The sequence below is a fragment of the Micromonospora sp. NPDC047465 genome (assembly GCF_040643125.1).
Classification (GTDB): domain Bacteria; phylum Actinomycetota; class Actinomycetes; order Mycobacteriales; family Micromonosporaceae; genus Micromonospora.
Genome location: NZ_JBEYTP010000040.1, coordinates 48,676 through 63,618 on the forward strand (window position 1 = coordinate 48,676; position 14,943 = coordinate 63,618).

The following is a 14,943-nucleotide window of genomic DNA, read 5'->3' on the forward strand; positions in this document are numbered from 1 at the left end:
TCGGCATACCCGACAGGCGGCGCGAGACACGTCGAAACCACGTTCTGCCGGCGCCGTAAACGGGTGGATCGGGCGGTGCGGCGAATGGCAGGGTGCCGGGATGACCGACGACGCGCCGGAGGCCCTGCGCGCCTGGGTCCGCGAGGACTTCGGGGTGGACCTCACCGGGGCCGAGGCGGTGGGGCACGGTGCGGACCGGCACGCGCGGCTGTGGCGAGCCCGGGCCGCCGACGGTACGCGGTACGCCGTCAAGCTGAGCGGCGGCGGCAGTCCGGCCGGCCTGGTCGTGTCGGCGTACCTGGGGGCGCGGGGCGTGCCGGGCATCGCCGTTCCGCTGCGCACCGGGGACGGGCGGCTGTGGAGCGACCGGGGCGGGCGCCGGCTGTCCCTGGTGCCGTGGGTCTCCGACGCGCGGGCGCTCGGCGGCGCGATGACGGCTGAGCACTGGCGCGCGTACGGCGAACTGCTGGCGGCGGTGCACGACGTGGCGGTGACCGACGACCTGGCCGCGCTGCTGCCTCCGGGCGGCGCCGCGCACGCGGCGATCGTGGCGGCGGCGCGCGGGGTCGACGCCCGGCTGCGCGCTCCCCGGCCGGGCGAGCAGGGCGATCCGCTGGTGGACGAGCTGGCCCGCATCTGGTCGGGGGCACGGGGGACGGTGGCGGCGCTGGCCCGGGGGGTGGAGCGGCTCGGCGACGAGCTGCGCGACCGGCCCGGGCCGGCGGTGGTCTGCCACGGCGACCCGCACCTGGGCAACCTGCTGCTCGGGCCCGGGGGCCGGGTGTGGCTGATCGACTGGGACGACGCCGTGCTCGCCCCGCGCGAGTGCGACCTGATGTTCCTCATCGGCGGCGTGCTGGCCTTCGCTCCGGTCACCGCCGCGCAGCAGGCCGCCGCCTTCGCCGGCTACGGCCGGGTCGACGTCGACGCCACCCGGCTGGCCTGGTTCCTGAGCGTGCGCGCCCTCGACGACATCGGCGACTGGTCCTGCCAGGTGCTCGACCTCGCCTCCGCCGAGGCCGACCGGCGGCAGGCGCTCGACATCGTGCGAGGGCTGGTGTCACCCCACGGTCTGGTCACCCTCGCCGACGCGGCGCTGGCCGACCTGACCCGCCAGCGCTGACCGACGCCCGACGGGCCGGTCGCCGCGGTTGGCCGGGCGGCTCCGCCGGGTCAGCACTCCGCCAGGTGGGCGGTGTCGACGAGTTGCCGGGGCGGGTCCGCCGACCCGAGGCTCTTGGCCCGGTACATGGCGGCGTCGGCCCGGTCGAGCGCCTCGGTGAGCTGCGCCGGCCCGGTGACCGGGGCCAGCCCGACGGACGCGGTCACCCGCACGCTGAGCCCGCCGAGGGGGATCGGCGCGGCGAGGCTCTCGCAGAGCCGGCGGGTGGCGTGCTCGATCCATCGCTGGTCCACCGTCGGGCTGGTGAGCAGCCCGGCGAACTCGTCGCCGCCGAGCCGGGCGACCAGGTTGTCCCCGGCGAACGCGGCGAGCCGCTGGGCCACGCTGATCAGCACCTGGTCGCCGGCCGCGTGCCCGTATCGGTCGTTGATCTGCTTGAAGTCGTCGAGATCGAGCACCACGGCGATCAGCGGCTGTCCGGCCGCGTCGGTGAGCAGCGTGGCGGCGATCCGGTAGAACCCGCGGCGGTTGGGCAGGCCGGTGAGGGGGTCGTGGCTGGCGGCGTGCCGTTCGGCGGCCAGCTCGGCCTGGAGGTGCCTGATCTCGGCCTCGGCGCGCAGCGCGCGGCTGCGTAGCTGCCAGGTGGTGACGAGGGCCCCCGCGGCGCAGATGCCGGACGCGACGGTGAGCGGATCCGGCACGAGACCTCCCATCGCCACGATGCCCCGTGGCCCCGGCGCGCGGCGTGCCGCGCCCCGTCCCGGGGCCCTGTCGTCGCTGGTGGCAGCCCAGCGGTTGGTGACGCAGAGTGAGCGGGGCGGCACCGCACACGTGCGTTATCATGCTCGCTGGCCGGTGCAGATGCAAGAGCAGATGCACGTGCAGCCAACCCCTCTCGTCGATGCCGTGCGAATTTTCGCAGCCCCGCCCGCCCGGCAGCGGCGGCCCGCGGACAGAAAGACGCCCCATGCAGCAGCCACCGAACGGCGTTCCCGCCAACCAGTTGCCCCCGCTCAACTGGCAGAAGAGCCGCCGGAGCAACCCGAGCGGCAACTGCGTCGAGCTGGCCCAACTGCCCGGCGGCGCCGGCATCGCCCTGCGCAACTCGCGACACCCGGAGGGACCCGCGCTGATCTACACGATGGACGAGATCGCCGCCTTCGTGCTCGGGGCCCGCGACGGCGACTTCGACCATCTCATCGGCTGAGCGCTCGTCCCGCCTGCGGTACCGACGGCCCTCTCCCTGGGAGTTCTCCTCACTCACGGTCCATGGCATGCTTACACGTCGGCCGGGGCTGGGGCTCCCGGCCGACACGATCCGGCATGCGGAGGTCGGCAGTGACGATGGTTCCCGCCGAGGGCGGCCCGGCCACCGGGCCCACCGTGCTGCGCATGCTGCTCGGCGCCCAGTTGCGTCGTCTCCGCGAGTCCAGCGGGGTGACGCGGGAAGGCGCCGGCTGGGAGATCCGGGCCTCCGAGTCGAAGATCAGCCGGATGGAGCTGGGCCGGGTCGGCTTCAAGGAGCGCGACGTCGCCGACCTGCTCACCCTCTACGGCGTCGCCGCGCCCGAGGAACGCGAGGCGATGCTCAAGCTCGCCCGGGACGCCAACAGCCCGGGCTGGTGGCACCGCTACGGCGACGTGCTGCCGAGCTGGTTCCAGTCGTACCTCGGCCTGGAGGCCGCCGCGGCACTCATCCGCTCCTACGAGGTCCAGTTCGTCCCCGGCCTGCTCCAGACCCGGGAGTACGCCCGGGCGGTGGTGCTGCTCGGCCACGGGGCGGCCGCGCCGGCCGAGATCGAGCGCCGGGTCGCCCTGCGCATGCAGCGCCAGCGGTTGCTGCGCCGCGAGAACCCGCCGCTGCTCTGGGCGGTGGTGGACGAGGCCGCGCTGCGCCGGCCCATCGGCGGCCGGGAGGTGATGCGCGGCCAGGTGGCGGCACTCATCGAGGCGACCAAGTCGCCGCACATCCGACTCCAGGTCATCCCGTTCGCGGCCGGCGGGCACGCCGCGGCGGGCGGCGCCTTCACGATCCTGCGCTTCGGCGACCAGGACCTGCCGGACATCGTCTACATCGAACAGCTCACCAGCGCGCTCTACCTCGACAAGCGCGACGACCTCGACTACTACGCGGTGGCGATGGAGCGACTCTGCGTCGAGGCCGAGCCGCCGGAGCGTACGCCGGAGATCCTCGGCCGGATCCTGGACGACCTCTACCCGGCGTGACCGGCCGAGGGCCCTGCCCGGGGCGGCGGTGCGGCTACCATGATCGCCGACCGGCGACAGTGGACGGACGCCACCGGTGACGGTTGGCGCAGAGTCGTGGAGGCTGCCTTGACTACCGACGCCCCGGGCGCGACGACCGGCCCCACCCACCCGAGCGACCGCATCGACACGTCGGTGGCCCACCCGGCGCGCCGGTACAACTACTGGCTGGGCGGCAAGGACAACTTCCAGGCCGACCGGGACTCCGGCGACGCGATGGCGGCGGCCTTCCCGACCATCCGCACCGCCGCCCTGGAGAACCGTCGCTTCCTCCAGCGGGCCGTGCGCCACCTGGCCCGGGAGGCGGGAATCCGGCAGTTCCTCGACATCGGCACCGGCATCCCGACCGCCGACAACACCCACGAGGTCGCCCAGGCGGCCGCCCCCGAGTCGCGGGTGGTCTACGTCGACAACGATCCGATCGTGCTCGCGCACGCCCGGGCGCTGCTCAGCAGTTCGCCGGAGGGTGCCACCGCCTACATCGACGCCGACCTGCGCGACCCGGAGAAGATCCTCCAGCACCCCGACCTGCTGCGCACCATCGACCTGTCCCGGCCGGTGGCGCTGATGCTGGTGGCGATCCTGCACTTCGTGCCCGACGGCGACGACCCGTACGCCGTGGTCGCCCGGCTGCTCGAGGCGCTGCCGTCCGGCAGCTACCTGGCGGCTTCCCACGCCACCTACGACCACCTGCCCCCGGAGGTCGCGCGGGAGGCGAGGGCCGCCGGCCGGGGCGGCGGCCCGCACGGCGTGATCAGTCTGCGGAGCCTGGCGGAGTTCACCCGGTTCTTCGACGGGCTCGAGGTGGTGGAGCCCGGGGTCACCTCGGTCGCCGAGTGGCGCGCCGAGGGCGCCCCGCTGCCCCGGCCCACCGCGGCGGAGGTCAGCATGTACGGCGCGGTCGCCCGCAAGCCCTGACCGCCGCTGCCTCGACGCCGCCCCGCCCGGCCTGACCGGGCGGGGCGTTCTCGTCTCCGCCCGTCACGGCGTGTCGGCGCCGCCGATCGCTGGGGCGCATTGACGCCGCCGCCCGTCGGCACTAGTCTCTGTATCGATCCAGACTGAATCGATACAGAGGAGCGCGCGGTGAAGCCGACCCTGCAGGCCGTCGCGGACGCCGTCGGCGTGTCCCGCAGCACCGTCTCCAACGCCTACAGCCGCCCCGACCAGCTCTCCGCCGCGCTGCGCCAGCGGATCCTCGACACCGCCCGGCAGCTCGGCTACCCCGGTCCCAACCCCACGGCCCGGTCCCTGCGGCGCGGCTGGGTCGGCGCCGTCGGGGTGCTCTTCGAGTCCCAGCTGTCGTACGCCTTCACCGACCCCTTCGCGGTCCGCTTCCTGGCCGGCGTCGCCGAGGCGGCCGAGCGGCACGGCACCAGCCTGCTGCTCGTGCCCCTGCCCGCCGACGAGACGGCCGCGCGGCGGGCCGTGGAGAACGCCGCCGTCGACGGCTTCTGCGTCTACTGCGTCGGCGACGAGGGCTGGATCGTCGACGTGCTCCGCGACCGGGGCCTGCCCGTCGTCACCACCGCGCCCCGCGACGACGCGGGCCCCGACGACCGCTACGTCGGCATCGACGAGCGCGCCGCCGCCCGCGCCGTCGCCGCGCACGTGGCCGGGCTCGGGCACCGCCGCGTCGCCCTGCTCGGCGACGCCGTCCGGCCCGGCGCGGCCCCGGGCGAGGTGCGGCTCGCCGACGTGGCCGACGTCGCGCACCCCACCACCCGGGCGCGGCTCGCCGGGTTCGCCGACGCCTTCGCCGAGGTCGGCGTCGCCTGGTCCGAGCTGACCGTGCTCGCCGCCACCGGCAACAGCCGGTCGGCGGGCGCCGCGGCCGTCGCCGCCGCGCTCGCCGCGCCGCAGCCGCCCACGGCGGTGCTGGCCGGCTCGGACGTGCTCGCCCTCGGCGTCCTCGACGCGCTCGCCGAGGCCGGCTCGCCACCGGTCTCGGTCACCGGCTTCGACGACATCGCCGAGGCCGCCGCGGCGGGCCTCACCACCGTGCGGCAACCCGCCGAGGAGAAGGGGCGCATCGCCGCCCGGCTGCTGCTCGACCCGCCCGCCGACCCGGCGGCCGGCCACGTCCTGCTGCCCACCGCACTCGTCGTCCGGACCTCCACCGGACCCGTCCCGAGGAGCTGACCATGGAACAGCCCACCGGCTTCGTCGTCGCCATCGACGCGGTGACCCGACACGTCAACTCCGCCCGGCCGGACGCACCGGTCCGCGCGGAGCGCACCCGCACCGCGCGGCTCGCCCCCACCCGGCTGGCCGCCGCCGGCGCCCTGCGCCGGCTCGCCGACCGGATCCAGCCGCCCTCGCTGCCCGCGCCGCAGCGCTGCTCCTGACCCGCCGCCGGACCCGCGCGGGTGGTGTGCGCCACCCGCGCGGCCGGTCGTCGCGGCAGCATCGGGACGGCCGGCGCGCAACCGGGCATGGCGGGTGGTGGCCGCCCCGGCGGGCCAGGCAGACTGAACGGCTATGTCGCCGTTCTCGCCCACCCTTCGGTTGCACGACCGGTACGTCCTGCGCGAGCGCATCGGCCTCGGCGGGATGTCCGAGGTGTGGCGCGCCGACGACGAGGTGCTGCACCGCCCCGTCGCGGTCAAGGCCCTCGCCGGGGAGTTCGGCACCGACCCGCAGCTGCGGGCCACCATCCAGCGCGAGGCCCGCGCCGCCGCGCGGCTCACCCACCCCCACGTGACCCAGGTGTACGACTACGGCGAGGCGAGCCTGGCCGGCGGCGCGGTCGTGCCGTACCTGGTGATGGAGCTGGTGGAGGGGCGCAACCTCGCCGACCGGCTCGCCGACGGGCCGCTCGCCTGGCCGGACGCCGTCCGGCTGGCCGGTCAGGTCGCCGCCGCGCTCGCCGCCGCCCACCGCATCGGCGTGGTGCACCGCGACATCAAGCCGGGCAACGTCATGCTCACCGAGACCGGCGCCAAGGTGCTCGACTTCGGCATCGCCGCGCTCGCCGGCCCGGACCACCCGCTGGCCGGGCAGACCGGTGAGCTGCTGATGGGCACGCCCGCCTACTTCGCGCCGGAGCGGATGCGGCCCGGGCCGCCGAACCCGGCCAGCGACGTCTACGCCCTCGGCGCGCTGCTCTACCGCACGCTCACCGGCCGGGCCCCGCTGCCCGTGCGGACCTGGGAGGACGCGCTGGAGGTGCACGCCGGGCACACGCCCGTGCCGCCCCTGCGGATCCCCGGCCTGCCCGCCGACGTCGCCGACCTGACCCTGTCCTGCCTCGCCGCCGACCCGGCCCGCCGGCCCACCTCGGCCCAGCTCGCCGCCCGCTTCGCCGGCGCGGCGCCCGCCGACCCACACACCGCGGTCCTGCCGACCCTGCCCGCCCCGGCGGCGGGCGGGGTCCCGCCGGCGCACCCGCCCACGCTGGTCGACCGCTCGCTACCCACCTCGGCGGCGGCCTCCACCGGCCGGCCGGGATCCCCGGTGACCGCCGGCCGGGCCGGCGTGCCGCCGGCGGGCGGCCGACCCGTGGCCGCCGGCGGCCCGCGTCCCGTCCCCGCCACCGGCTCGCGGGCCTCGGGGAACCGGCCGATCGCGGTGCTGGTCGCCGCCGGCGTCGCGCTGCTCGTCGGGCTCGTCGGGGTGCTCGCCCTCGACGACGACGGGAATCCGCCGCCGACCGCCGCCCCGTCGGTGGCCACGCCGGCCGAGGAGCCGAGCACCGCGTCGCCGACGCCGGAGGCCACCCGCTCCGCCCCGCCGTCGACCGCCCAGTCGGCCCCGATGGGCCTGCGCCAGCTCGCCGCCGAGTTCGCCGCCGCGCTCGTGCAGGCGCAGGCCCGGGGCGAGATCGACCGGAAGACGGTCGAGCAGTTGCGGGACAAGCTCGCCGACCTGAGCCGCGGCAAGCCGAAGGACCGGCCGAAGCGGGTCGAGGACCTGCGGGAGCGCCTCGCCGAGGCGGTCGAGGAGGGGCGGATCTCGCCCGACACGGGGGCCCGCCTCGATGCCCTGCTCGACCGGGTCGACATCGGGTCGCCGGGCGACGACGAGGACGACGACTGAGCCGAGCCGAGCCGACGCCCCGCTCAGCCGACCCGGGTCCCGCACCCGGGCCGGCCGTCGGCGCGCGGGGGTGCGCTGGGCCACCCCAGCCCGGTACGGCTACCGGCCGGTCACCTGGCCAGGAGGGCGCGCAGGGCCTTGACGACCTCGGCGGGCGACTCCTCGGCCATGAAGTGGCCGCAGGAGACGGTGCGGTGCTCCAGGTCCGGCGCCCACGCCCGCCACAGCCCGGCCGCGTCGTAGCCGAGGGCCGCGCCCCAGTCCTGCTGCAGCACCGTCACCGGCATGCGCAGCCTGTTGCCGGCCGCGCGGTCGGCCCGGTCGTGCTCGACGTCGATGCCGGCCGAGGCGCGGTAGTCGGCGACGATCGAGGTGACGGCCTCCCGGGACGCCCGCAGGTACGCGGCCCGCACGTCGGCGGGAAGGGCGTCCGGGTCCCGGGTCCAGGCGTCGAGGAAGTGGCCGAAGAAGGCGTCCGGGCTGGCGCCGATGAGCTGCTCGGGCAGGCCGGGCGGCTGGGCCATCAGGTAGAGGTGGAAGCCGACGGCGGCGGTCGTGCCGTGCAGGACGTCCCACATGTCGAGGGTCGGCAGCACGTCGAGCGCGGCGAGGTGGGTGACCGCCCGCGGATGGTCGAGGCCGGCGCGGACGGCGACCAGCGCGCCCCGGTCGTGCCCGGCCAGGGCGAAGCGGTCGTGCCCCAGCGCGCGGGCCAGCGCGACGACGTCGGCGGCCATGGTCCGCTTCGCGTACGCGGTGCCGTCGGGGTCGGCGGGCTTGTCGCTGTCGCCGTAGCCGCGCAGGTCCGGGCAGATCACGGTGTGGTCGGCGGCGAGGTCGGCGGCGACGTGCCGCCACATGAGGTGGGTCTGTGGGAAGCCGTGCAGCAGCACGACCGGGCTGCCGGAGCCGGCGACTGCCGCATTGAGCGTGACGCCGTCGGCGACGGTGACGCGCTGGTAGTCGAATCCCCTGATGGTCGGGTTCACGGGTGGTCCTCTCTACGGTGCCGGTGAGGTGGCGGGCGCGGTGGTCGTCGGGGACCACGTCGTCCGGCGTCGAGCCTGCCCGGGGCCGGTCAGCGACCGGTCAGCAACGGGTGAGTGGCGCGGACCCGGCCGTGGGAGAGCCGGCGCCCGGGCGGGCCTAGATTTGGTGCCATGACCAGGCAGTCGGCGGCACCCCCGGTGGCCTTCGGGGTGCTGGGGCCGGTGGAGGCGGTGAACGAACTCGGTCCCGTCGCGCTGAAGGGCCCCCGCCAGCGGGCGGTGCTGGCCCGCCTGCTCGTCGCCCGGGGCCGGGTCGTGCCGGTCGACCGGCTCGTCGGTGACCTGTGGGAGGAGCCCTCGGACGGCGCGGTGGGGGCCATCCGGACGTTCGTCGCCGACCTGCGCCGGGCCCTGGAACCGGGCCGGCCACCCCGGCAGCCGGCCCGGCTGTTGGTGACCGATCCACCCGGGTACGCGCTGCGTGCCGCGCCCGAAGCGGTGGACTCCTGGCGGTTCGAGGCGGCGGTCGCCGAGGCGGGCGAGCTGCTGGCAGCGGGCGGGCCCGGCCCGGCGCTGGCCTGCCTGGACGGCGCGCTCGCCCTGTGGCGTGGCCCCGCGTACGCCGAGTTCGCCGGGCAGCCCTGGGCCCGGGCCGAGATCGACCGGCTCGACGAGCTGCGAATGCTGGCCGTCGAGCGGCGGGCCGAGGCGCTGCTGGCCCTGGGCCGGGCCGCCGAGGCGGCCACCGGGCTGCGGGCCCACGCCACCGGTCACCCGCTGCGGGAGGACGCCTGGCAGTTGCTGGCCACGGCCCTGTACCGGTCGGGTCGCCAGGGCGAGGCACTGGCCGCGCTGCGGCAGGCCCGCGACACCCTGGTGGCGGAACTCGGCGTCGACCCGGGCCCCCGGCTGCGGCGACTGGAGGCCGACATCCTCGCCCAGGCGCCGGAACTCATCCCGCCCGAGGTGTCCCCGCCGGCGCGGGCCGACGCCGTGCCGCCCGCTCGCGGCGGCACCGAGCAGCGACGCGACCGCCCGGCGGCGCCGCGCGGGACCTCGCTCACCGGTGCCCGGGACCGCGACGACCGCCGCCCGTTCGTCGGCCGTGACGAGGAGTTGACCCTCCTGCGGCAGGCCGCCCGGCACGTCGCCCGGCACGGCGCCCCCGTGCTGGCCCTCGTCTCGGGCGAGGCGGGCGCGGGCAAGACGGCCCTGGCCGACGCGCTCGCCGGGGAGTTGACCGCCGGCGGCTGGACGACGGCGTGGGGCCACAGCCCCGAGTACGAGGGCGCTCCCGCCGCCTGGCCGTGGACCCAGATCACCGACGCGCTCACCGGAACCACCGACCCTGCGCCGCACGCCACCGGCCGGCGGGAGGCACCGTCGCCCGGCCCCGACCCGGGGCCGCACGCCGTCGGCGCGGGGTCGGACGGCACCGGCCCGGGCTCGCACGGCACCGGCGCGGGGCCGTACGCCGTCGGTCCCGGCGAGGACCCGGCGGCGGCCCGGTTCCGGGTCCACCGCGCCACCGCCGCCGTGGTGTCGGCGGCGGCCGGCCGGGCGCCGGTGCTGCTGGTCGTCGACGACCTGCACCGCGCCGACGCCGACACCCTGGACCTGCTGACCGCCCTGGTCGGCGAACCGGAGCCGGTCGCCGGCCCGCTGCTGGTCGTGGGGACGTACCGCGCCGCCGAGATCACCCCGGAGCTGACCGCCGCGCTGGCCCGGGTGGCCCCCACCGAACCGGTCCGGGTCTACCTCGGCGGCCTGCCCGAGCCGGCGACCGGCGACCTGGCCCGCGCCGTCGCCGGACCCGCGCTGGACGACGCGGCGGTACGCCTGATCCACCGCCGCAGCGGCGGAAACCCGTTCTTCGTCCGGGAACTGGCGCGGCTGCTCGCGGCCGAGGGCGAGTCGGCGCTGCACCAGGTCCCGGCGGGGGTGCGGGACGTGATCCGGCACCGCCTCGCCCGGTTGCCGGACGCGGCGCAGACCGTGCTGCGGCAGGCGGCGGTGCTCGGCCGCGACGTCGACCCGGACGTGCTGGCCGCGCTGGCCGGCGACCCCGCGCCGGTGCTGGACGCCCTGGACCGCGCCCTGGCGGCCGGCTTCCTCGGCGAGCACGAGGCCGGCGGGCGGCTGCGGTTCACCCACATCCTGGTGCGGGACACGCTCTACGGCGACCTGTCCGGGCCGCGCCGGGCCCGCTGGCACGCCGCCGCCGGGGACGCCATCGAGCGGCTGTACCCGCACGACGTCGCCGCCCTCGCCCACCACTTCGCCCGCGCGGCGACCCGCGCCACCGCGCCCCGCGCCGCGCGCTACGCCCGGGCGGCGGCAGCGCAGGCCGAACGCCGCTTCCACCCGCACGAGGCGGCCCGCCTGTGGCGGCAGGCGGTCGCCGCCCACGACCGTGCGGGCGACGACGACGTACGCGGGCGGCTGGACGCGGCGATGGGACTGGGCCGGGCACTCGCCGTCACCGGCCACCTCGACGAGGCGCGACGGCTCCGGTCGGCGGCGATCACCACGGCCGTCGGGCTCGACGATCCGGGCCTGGCCACGAGCGTGCTGACCGCGTTCGACGTCCCGGCGATCTGGACCCGCAACGACGACGAGCAGCTCTCCCGCCAGGTCGTCCGGGCCGCCGAGCGCACGCTGGCCGCGCTCGGCGACGACGAGCCGGAACGGCGCAGCCGGCTGCTGAGCACCCTCGCCCTGGAGTTGCGCGGCACGACCACCGACCGGGGTCACCGGGCGGCGCGCGAGGCGGAGGCCATCGCCCGGCGGCTGTCGCACCCGGCGCTGCTCGCGCACGCGCTCAACGCCCGCTTCCTGCACTCCTTCGGCCGGGCCGGTCTCGCCGCCGAGCGCGCCCGCATCGGCGCCGAACTGGTCGACCTGGCCGCCCGGCACGAGCTGGTGAGCTTCGAGGTCCTCGGCCACCTCGTCCTCCTGCAGGCGCACTGCGCCCTCGCCGACCTCACGGTCGCGGACGCGCACGCCGACGCCGCGGACCGCCTCGCCGAGCGGTACGACCTGCCGCTGGTGGGCGTCTTCACCCGGTGGTACGCCGCCCTGCGGCTGGCGGTCGGCGGTGACCCGGAAGGGGCGGAGGCCGCGTACCGGGCCGCGCAGGTGACGCTCACCGGCAGCGGGATGCCCGGCATGGAACACGGCCTGCTCGCCCTCGCGCTGCTGTGCCTGCGCCTGTCAGCCGCACCGGGGGAGCGGGGAGCCAGCGGGCCGGGGCGGCACGACCGGGCGGACGGGGACTTCGGGCCGTACGAGCCCTGGGCCCGGCCCCTGGTGCTGCTCTCCACCGGCCACCGGGGCGAGGCCGCCGCCGCGCTGCGCGCCCTCCCGGAGTCACCGCACGACCTGCTCCGCGAGGCCCGGCTCTGCCTCGCCGCCCGTGCCGCCCTGGCCCTCGGTGACGGCGCGACGATGCGGTGGGCGTACGCCGAACTGGCGCCCGCCGCCGACGAGTTGGCCGGGGCCGGCAGCGGCCTCCTCACCCTCGGCCCGGTGGCCCACCACCTCGGCGGCCTCGCCGCCGCGCTGGGCCGCCCCGACGAGGCCGCCGCGCACCGCCGGGCCGCCCGCGCGGTCGCGGCGCGGGCGGCCCGCTAGGACGGCGGCCACCGCCGGGTCCGTCGGGCGCGGCCCCTGCGGTTTTCCGCACCCGCCCGGTGCGGTCGCCCGGCGGAACCGGACGGCCGGCCCCATGGCCGGCTCTCAGGATGAGTTCGTAGCGTGGGGGCCATGATTCGTACCGCGCACGCCCTGCTCGCCACCGGAACCGCCACGGGGGAGGCCGCCCCACCGGAGGACGGCCTGGTCGGCTACGTCACCGGCCTGGTGGAACGGCTCGGTGGTCCCGGCGCGGGCCTGGCCGTCGCCCTGGAGAACCTCTTCCCGCCGATCCCCAGCGAGGTGATCCTGCCGCTCGCCGGCTTCGTCGCCGGTCAGGGGCGGATGAGTGTGGTCAGCGCGATCTTCTGGACCACCCTCGGTTCGCTGCTCGGCGCCCTCGCGCTGTACTACATCGGCGCCGCGCTCGGTCGGGAGCGGATCCGGGCGATCGCGGAGCGGCTGCCGCTGGTCAAGCTCAGCGACGTCGACCGCACCGAGGAGTGGTTCCTGCGACACGGGGTCAAGGCCGTCTTCTTCGGCCGGATGATCCCGATCTTCCGCAGCCTGATCTCCATCCCGGCCGGCGTGGAGCGCATGCCCGTGTGGACGTTCGCGGTCTACACGACCCTCGGCAGCCTGATCTGGAACACCACCTTCGTGATGGCCGGCTACCTGCTCGGCGACAACTGGCACCTGGTCGAGGGGTACGTCGGTGTGTTGCAGAACGTGGTCATCGTCGCCAGCGTGGCGGCCGTCGGCTGGTTCGTGGTCTCCCGGGTGATCCGCGCCCGGCGCGGCGCGGCAGCGGCCGTCGAGGCGGAGCCGACCCCCGGACCCGCCCCGCTGCACCACGCGCCCGACCCGGCCGGGCGGGGCACCATCTACCGCAGCGCCTACTCCGACGGGCAGCCCGACCCGTGGGACCGCGACGGGGTGCGCTGAGCCGGTGGAGGCGCCCCGGCCGGTGACGCCACGCCCGACCCGGATCCCCGTCGGGGTCGCCCTCGGGATCCTCACGGCCGTGGTCGAGGCGCTGTTCCTCCTCGGCGCGGCCGTCGCCGTGGCCGGCGCCGCGGCCGTGCCGCCGGCCCGCCGCCGCGTCCGCACCGCGATCCGCCGGTACGCCGCGACGCTGGCGCGGTACGAGCGGGACCGGCTGGCCCGGTTCCACGGCGTCGAGGTCCCGCCCGGGGCGGCGGGCCGGCGGGAGGTCGGTTACCTGGCCGCCCGCCTGCTGCCCGGGGCGCTCGGCCTGCTCGCGTACGGGGTGCTGGCCGTCGGCGTGGTGCTGGCGTCGATCGTGGTGCGGGCCGTGTTCCGCGGCGACCTCGGCGTGACCGACGCGCTGCTACAGGCCGTCGTCGGCGCGGCGCTGCTCCTGGTCAACGTGCAGGCCGTGGTGAGCGTGGCCGCGCTGGACGTCCGGCTCGCCCGGCGCCTGCTCGGCCCGAACGCCCGTACCCTGCTGGAAGACCGGGTCCGGGAGCTGGCCGCCAGCCGCGCCGGCGTCATCGCCGCCGTGGACGCCGAACGGCAGCGCATCGAGCGGGACCTGCACGACGGTCTCCAGCAGCGCCTGGTCGCCCTCGGCATGCTGCTCGGCCGGGCCCGCCGCAGCCGGGACGCCGAGCGCACCGCCGCGCTGCTCGCCCAGGCCCACGCCGACGCGCAGCAGGCCGTCGCGGAGCTGCGCGAGGTGGCCTGGCGGGTGTACCCGTCCGCGCTCGACGACGCCGACCTCGGGCAGGTGCTGGAGATGGTCGCCCAGCGCTCCGACGTTCCCGTCCGCGTCCGCTGCGACCTGCCGGTACGCCCGCAGCGGCAGGTCGAGACCGTGCTGTACTTCGTCGCGTGCGAGGCGCTGACCAACGCGGCCAAGCACGCCGCCGCTACCCTGATCACCGTCGAGATCGGGGCCGGGGAGGAGTTCGTCCGGATGACGGTGCACGACGACGGCGTCGGCGGGGCCGACCTTGCCGGGCGCGGGCTGTCCGGCCTGGCGCGACGGGTCGCGGCGCAGGACGGGCGGCTGCGGGTCGACAGCCCGGCCGGCGGGCCCACGACGGTGTCGGTGGAGCTGCCGTGCGGATAGTGCTCGCCGAGGACTCCACGCTGCTGCGTGAGGGCCTGGCCCGGCTGCTGACCGAGGAGGGCCACGAGGTCGCCGCCGCCGTCGCCACCGCCGACGACGTGGTCGACGCCGTCGCCCGGCACCGGCCCGACGTCGTCGTCACCGACGTACGGATGCCGCCCACCCACACCGACGACGGGCTGCGCGCCGCGCTGGAGATCCGGCGGCGCTGGCCCGGCACCGGAGTCCTGGTCCTCTCCCAGTACGTCGAGAAGCGGTACGCCACCCGGCTGCTCGCCGACCGCCCCGAGGGCGTCGGCTACGTGCTCAAGGACCGGGTCGCCCAGGTGGACGACTTCCTCGACGCCCTGGACCGGGTGGCCGAGGGCGCGACGGCGTTGGACCCCGAGGTGGTGCGGCAGGTTCTGGCCGGCGCCGACCGCACCGACCCGCTGGCGCGGCTGACACCGCGCGAACGGGACGTGCTGCACCACATGGCGCAGGGCCACACCAACGCCACGATCGCCGGGCGGCTGCACGTGTCGCAGAGCGCGGTGGAGAAGCACATCAACACGATCTTCGACAAGCTGGAGCTGTCGCGGGCGGGGGGTTACAGCCGACGGGTGCTCGCGGTGCTGCGGTATCTCGGGGTCTGAGTTCTTCTCTCCGCTGCTGCTGCTGCTGCGGTCGTGGTGGGGTGTGGGTTGCTGTGCGTCGTGGTGGGGGCACCGGCGCCCAGCGTGACGCCTACGAGCAGTCGCTGGTGCAGCAGCGCGGCGGCAACCGGCAGATGAACCTGCGCAACGCGCGGGCCAAGCTGA

13 protein-coding genes are annotated in these 14,943 nt (G+C 76.8%); 11 read left to right on the forward strand and 2 right to left on the reverse strand.

All coding sequences use genetic code 11. From position 1 onward, the window contains the following. Window positions 1-100 precede the first annotated feature (100 nt). Window positions 101-1,123 carry a phosphotransferase gene (locus ABZ793_RS27755; RefSeq protein WP_357462149.1) on the forward strand — a complete coding sequence of 341 codons (1,023 nt, stop codon included), beginning with the start codon at window positions 101-103 and terminating at the stop codon, window positions 1,121-1,123. A gap of 50 nt (window positions 1,124-1,173) precedes the next feature. Here the strand turns inward: ABZ793_RS27755 and ABZ793_RS27760 are convergent, their stop codons facing one another. Then, window positions 1,174-1,824, reverse strand: coding sequence for a GGDEF domain-containing protein (locus tag ABZ793_RS27760; RefSeq protein ID WP_357462150.1), 651 nt, complete (start codon window positions 1,822-1,824; stop codon window positions 1,174-1,176). A gap of 266 nt (window positions 1,825-2,090) precedes the next feature. Here ABZ793_RS27760 and ABZ793_RS27765 point away from each other — a divergent pair, with 266 nt between their 5' ends. The 6 genes from ABZ793_RS27765 (at window position 2,091) to ABZ793_RS27790 (ending at window position 7,426) form a co-directional block, all read left to right on the forward strand. After that, window positions 2,091-2,330 (forward strand): DUF397 domain-containing protein, encoded by a 240-nt coding sequence (locus tag ABZ793_RS27765; protein ID WP_350684094.1) that lies wholly within the window; start codon window positions 2,091-2,093, stop codon window positions 2,328-2,330. Window positions 2,331-2,461: 131 nt separating this feature from the next. Continuing rightward, window positions 2,462-3,349 (forward strand): helix-turn-helix transcriptional regulator, encoded by an 888-nt coding sequence (locus ABZ793_RS27770; RefSeq protein ID WP_357462151.1) that lies wholly within the window; start codon window positions 2,462-2,464, stop codon window positions 3,347-3,349. A 108-nt stretch (window positions 3,350-3,457) separates the two neighbouring features. After that, window positions 3,458-4,306, forward strand: a complete 849-nt coding sequence (locus ABZ793_RS27775; RefSeq protein WP_357462152.1) for an SAM-dependent methyltransferase — start codon at window positions 3,458-3,460, stop codon at window positions 4,304-4,306. Between the two features lie 168 nt (window positions 4,307-4,474). Continuing rightward, complete coding sequence (locus tag ABZ793_RS27780; RefSeq protein ID WP_357462153.1) at window positions 4,475-5,530, forward strand: LacI family DNA-binding transcriptional regulator; 1,056 nt, start codon at window positions 4,475-4,477, stop codon at window positions 5,528-5,530. Between the two features lie 2 nt (window positions 5,531-5,532). Further along, window positions 5,533-5,736 carry a hypothetical protein gene (locus tag ABZ793_RS27785; protein WP_357462154.1) on the forward strand — a complete coding sequence of 68 codons (204 nt, stop codon included), beginning with the start codon at window positions 5,533-5,535 and terminating at the stop codon, window positions 5,734-5,736. A gap of 133 nt (window positions 5,737-5,869) precedes the next feature. Beyond that, a complete protein-coding gene (locus ABZ793_RS27790; RefSeq protein WP_357462155.1) occupies window positions 5,870-7,426 on the forward strand; it encodes a protein kinase in 1,557 nt (518 codons plus the stop codon). Between the two features lie 110 nt (window positions 7,427-7,536). Here ABZ793_RS27790 and ABZ793_RS27795 read toward each other — a convergent pair whose 3' ends face one another. After that, window positions 7,537-8,415, reverse strand: a complete 879-nt coding sequence (locus ABZ793_RS27795) for an alpha/beta hydrolase (RefSeq protein ID WP_357462156.1) — start codon at window positions 8,413-8,415, stop codon at window positions 7,537-7,539. A 171-nt stretch (window positions 8,416-8,586) separates the two neighbouring features. Between ABZ793_RS27795 and ABZ793_RS27800 the strand changes: the two genes are divergently transcribed. The 4 genes from ABZ793_RS27800 (at window position 8,587) to ABZ793_RS27815 (ending at window position 14,778) form a co-directional block, all read left to right on the forward strand. Then, window positions 8,587-12,048, forward strand: a complete 3,462-nt coding sequence (locus tag ABZ793_RS27800) for a BTAD domain-containing putative transcriptional regulator (protein ID WP_357462157.1) — start codon at window positions 8,587-8,589, stop codon at window positions 12,046-12,048. A gap of 132 nt (window positions 12,049-12,180) precedes the next feature. After that, window positions 12,181-12,993, forward strand: coding sequence for a DedA family protein (locus ABZ793_RS27805; RefSeq protein ID WP_357462158.1), 813 nt, complete (start codon window positions 12,181-12,183; stop codon window positions 12,991-12,993). A gap of 4 nt (window positions 12,994-12,997) precedes the next feature. Continuing rightward, complete coding sequence (locus ABZ793_RS27810) at window positions 12,998-14,143, forward strand: histidine kinase (RefSeq protein WP_357462159.1); 1,146 nt, start codon at window positions 12,998-13,000, stop codon at window positions 14,141-14,143. Further along, a complete protein-coding gene (locus ABZ793_RS27815) occupies window positions 14,134-14,778 on the forward strand; it encodes a response regulator transcription factor (protein ID WP_357462160.1) in 645 nt (214 codons plus the stop codon). Before ABZ793_RS27810 ends, ABZ793_RS27815 begins: the two co-directional genes overlap by 10 nt. The last annotated feature ends 165 nt before the right edge of the window (window positions 14,779-14,943 follow it).

What these genes read in the sequence shown, in the direction of transcription:
- ABZ793_RS27765 (WP_350684094.1), top strand. Translation starts at nt 2,091, where the DNA reads ATGCAGCAGCCACCGAACGGCGTTCCCGCCAACCAGTTGCCCCCGCTC.
- ABZ793_RS27790 (WP_357462155.1), top strand. Translation starts at nt 5,870, where the DNA reads ATGTCGCCGTTCTCGCCCACCCTTCGGTTGCACGACCGGTACGTCCTG.
- ABZ793_RS27785 (WP_357462154.1), top strand. Translation starts at nt 5,533, where the DNA reads ATGGAACAGCCCACCGGCTTCGTCGTCGCCATCGACGCGGTGACCCGA.
- ABZ793_RS27805 (WP_357462158.1), top strand. Translation starts at nt 12,181, where the DNA reads ATGATTCGTACCGCGCACGCCCTGCTCGCCACCGGAACCGCCACGGGG.
- ABZ793_RS27755 (WP_357462149.1), top strand. Translation starts at nt 101, where the DNA reads ATGACCGACGACGCGCCGGAGGCCCTGCGCGCCTGGGTCCGCGAGGAC.
- ABZ793_RS27800 (WP_357462157.1), top strand. Translation starts at nt 8,587, where the DNA reads ATGACCAGGCAGTCGGCGGCACCCCCGGTGGCCTTCGGGGTGCTGGGG.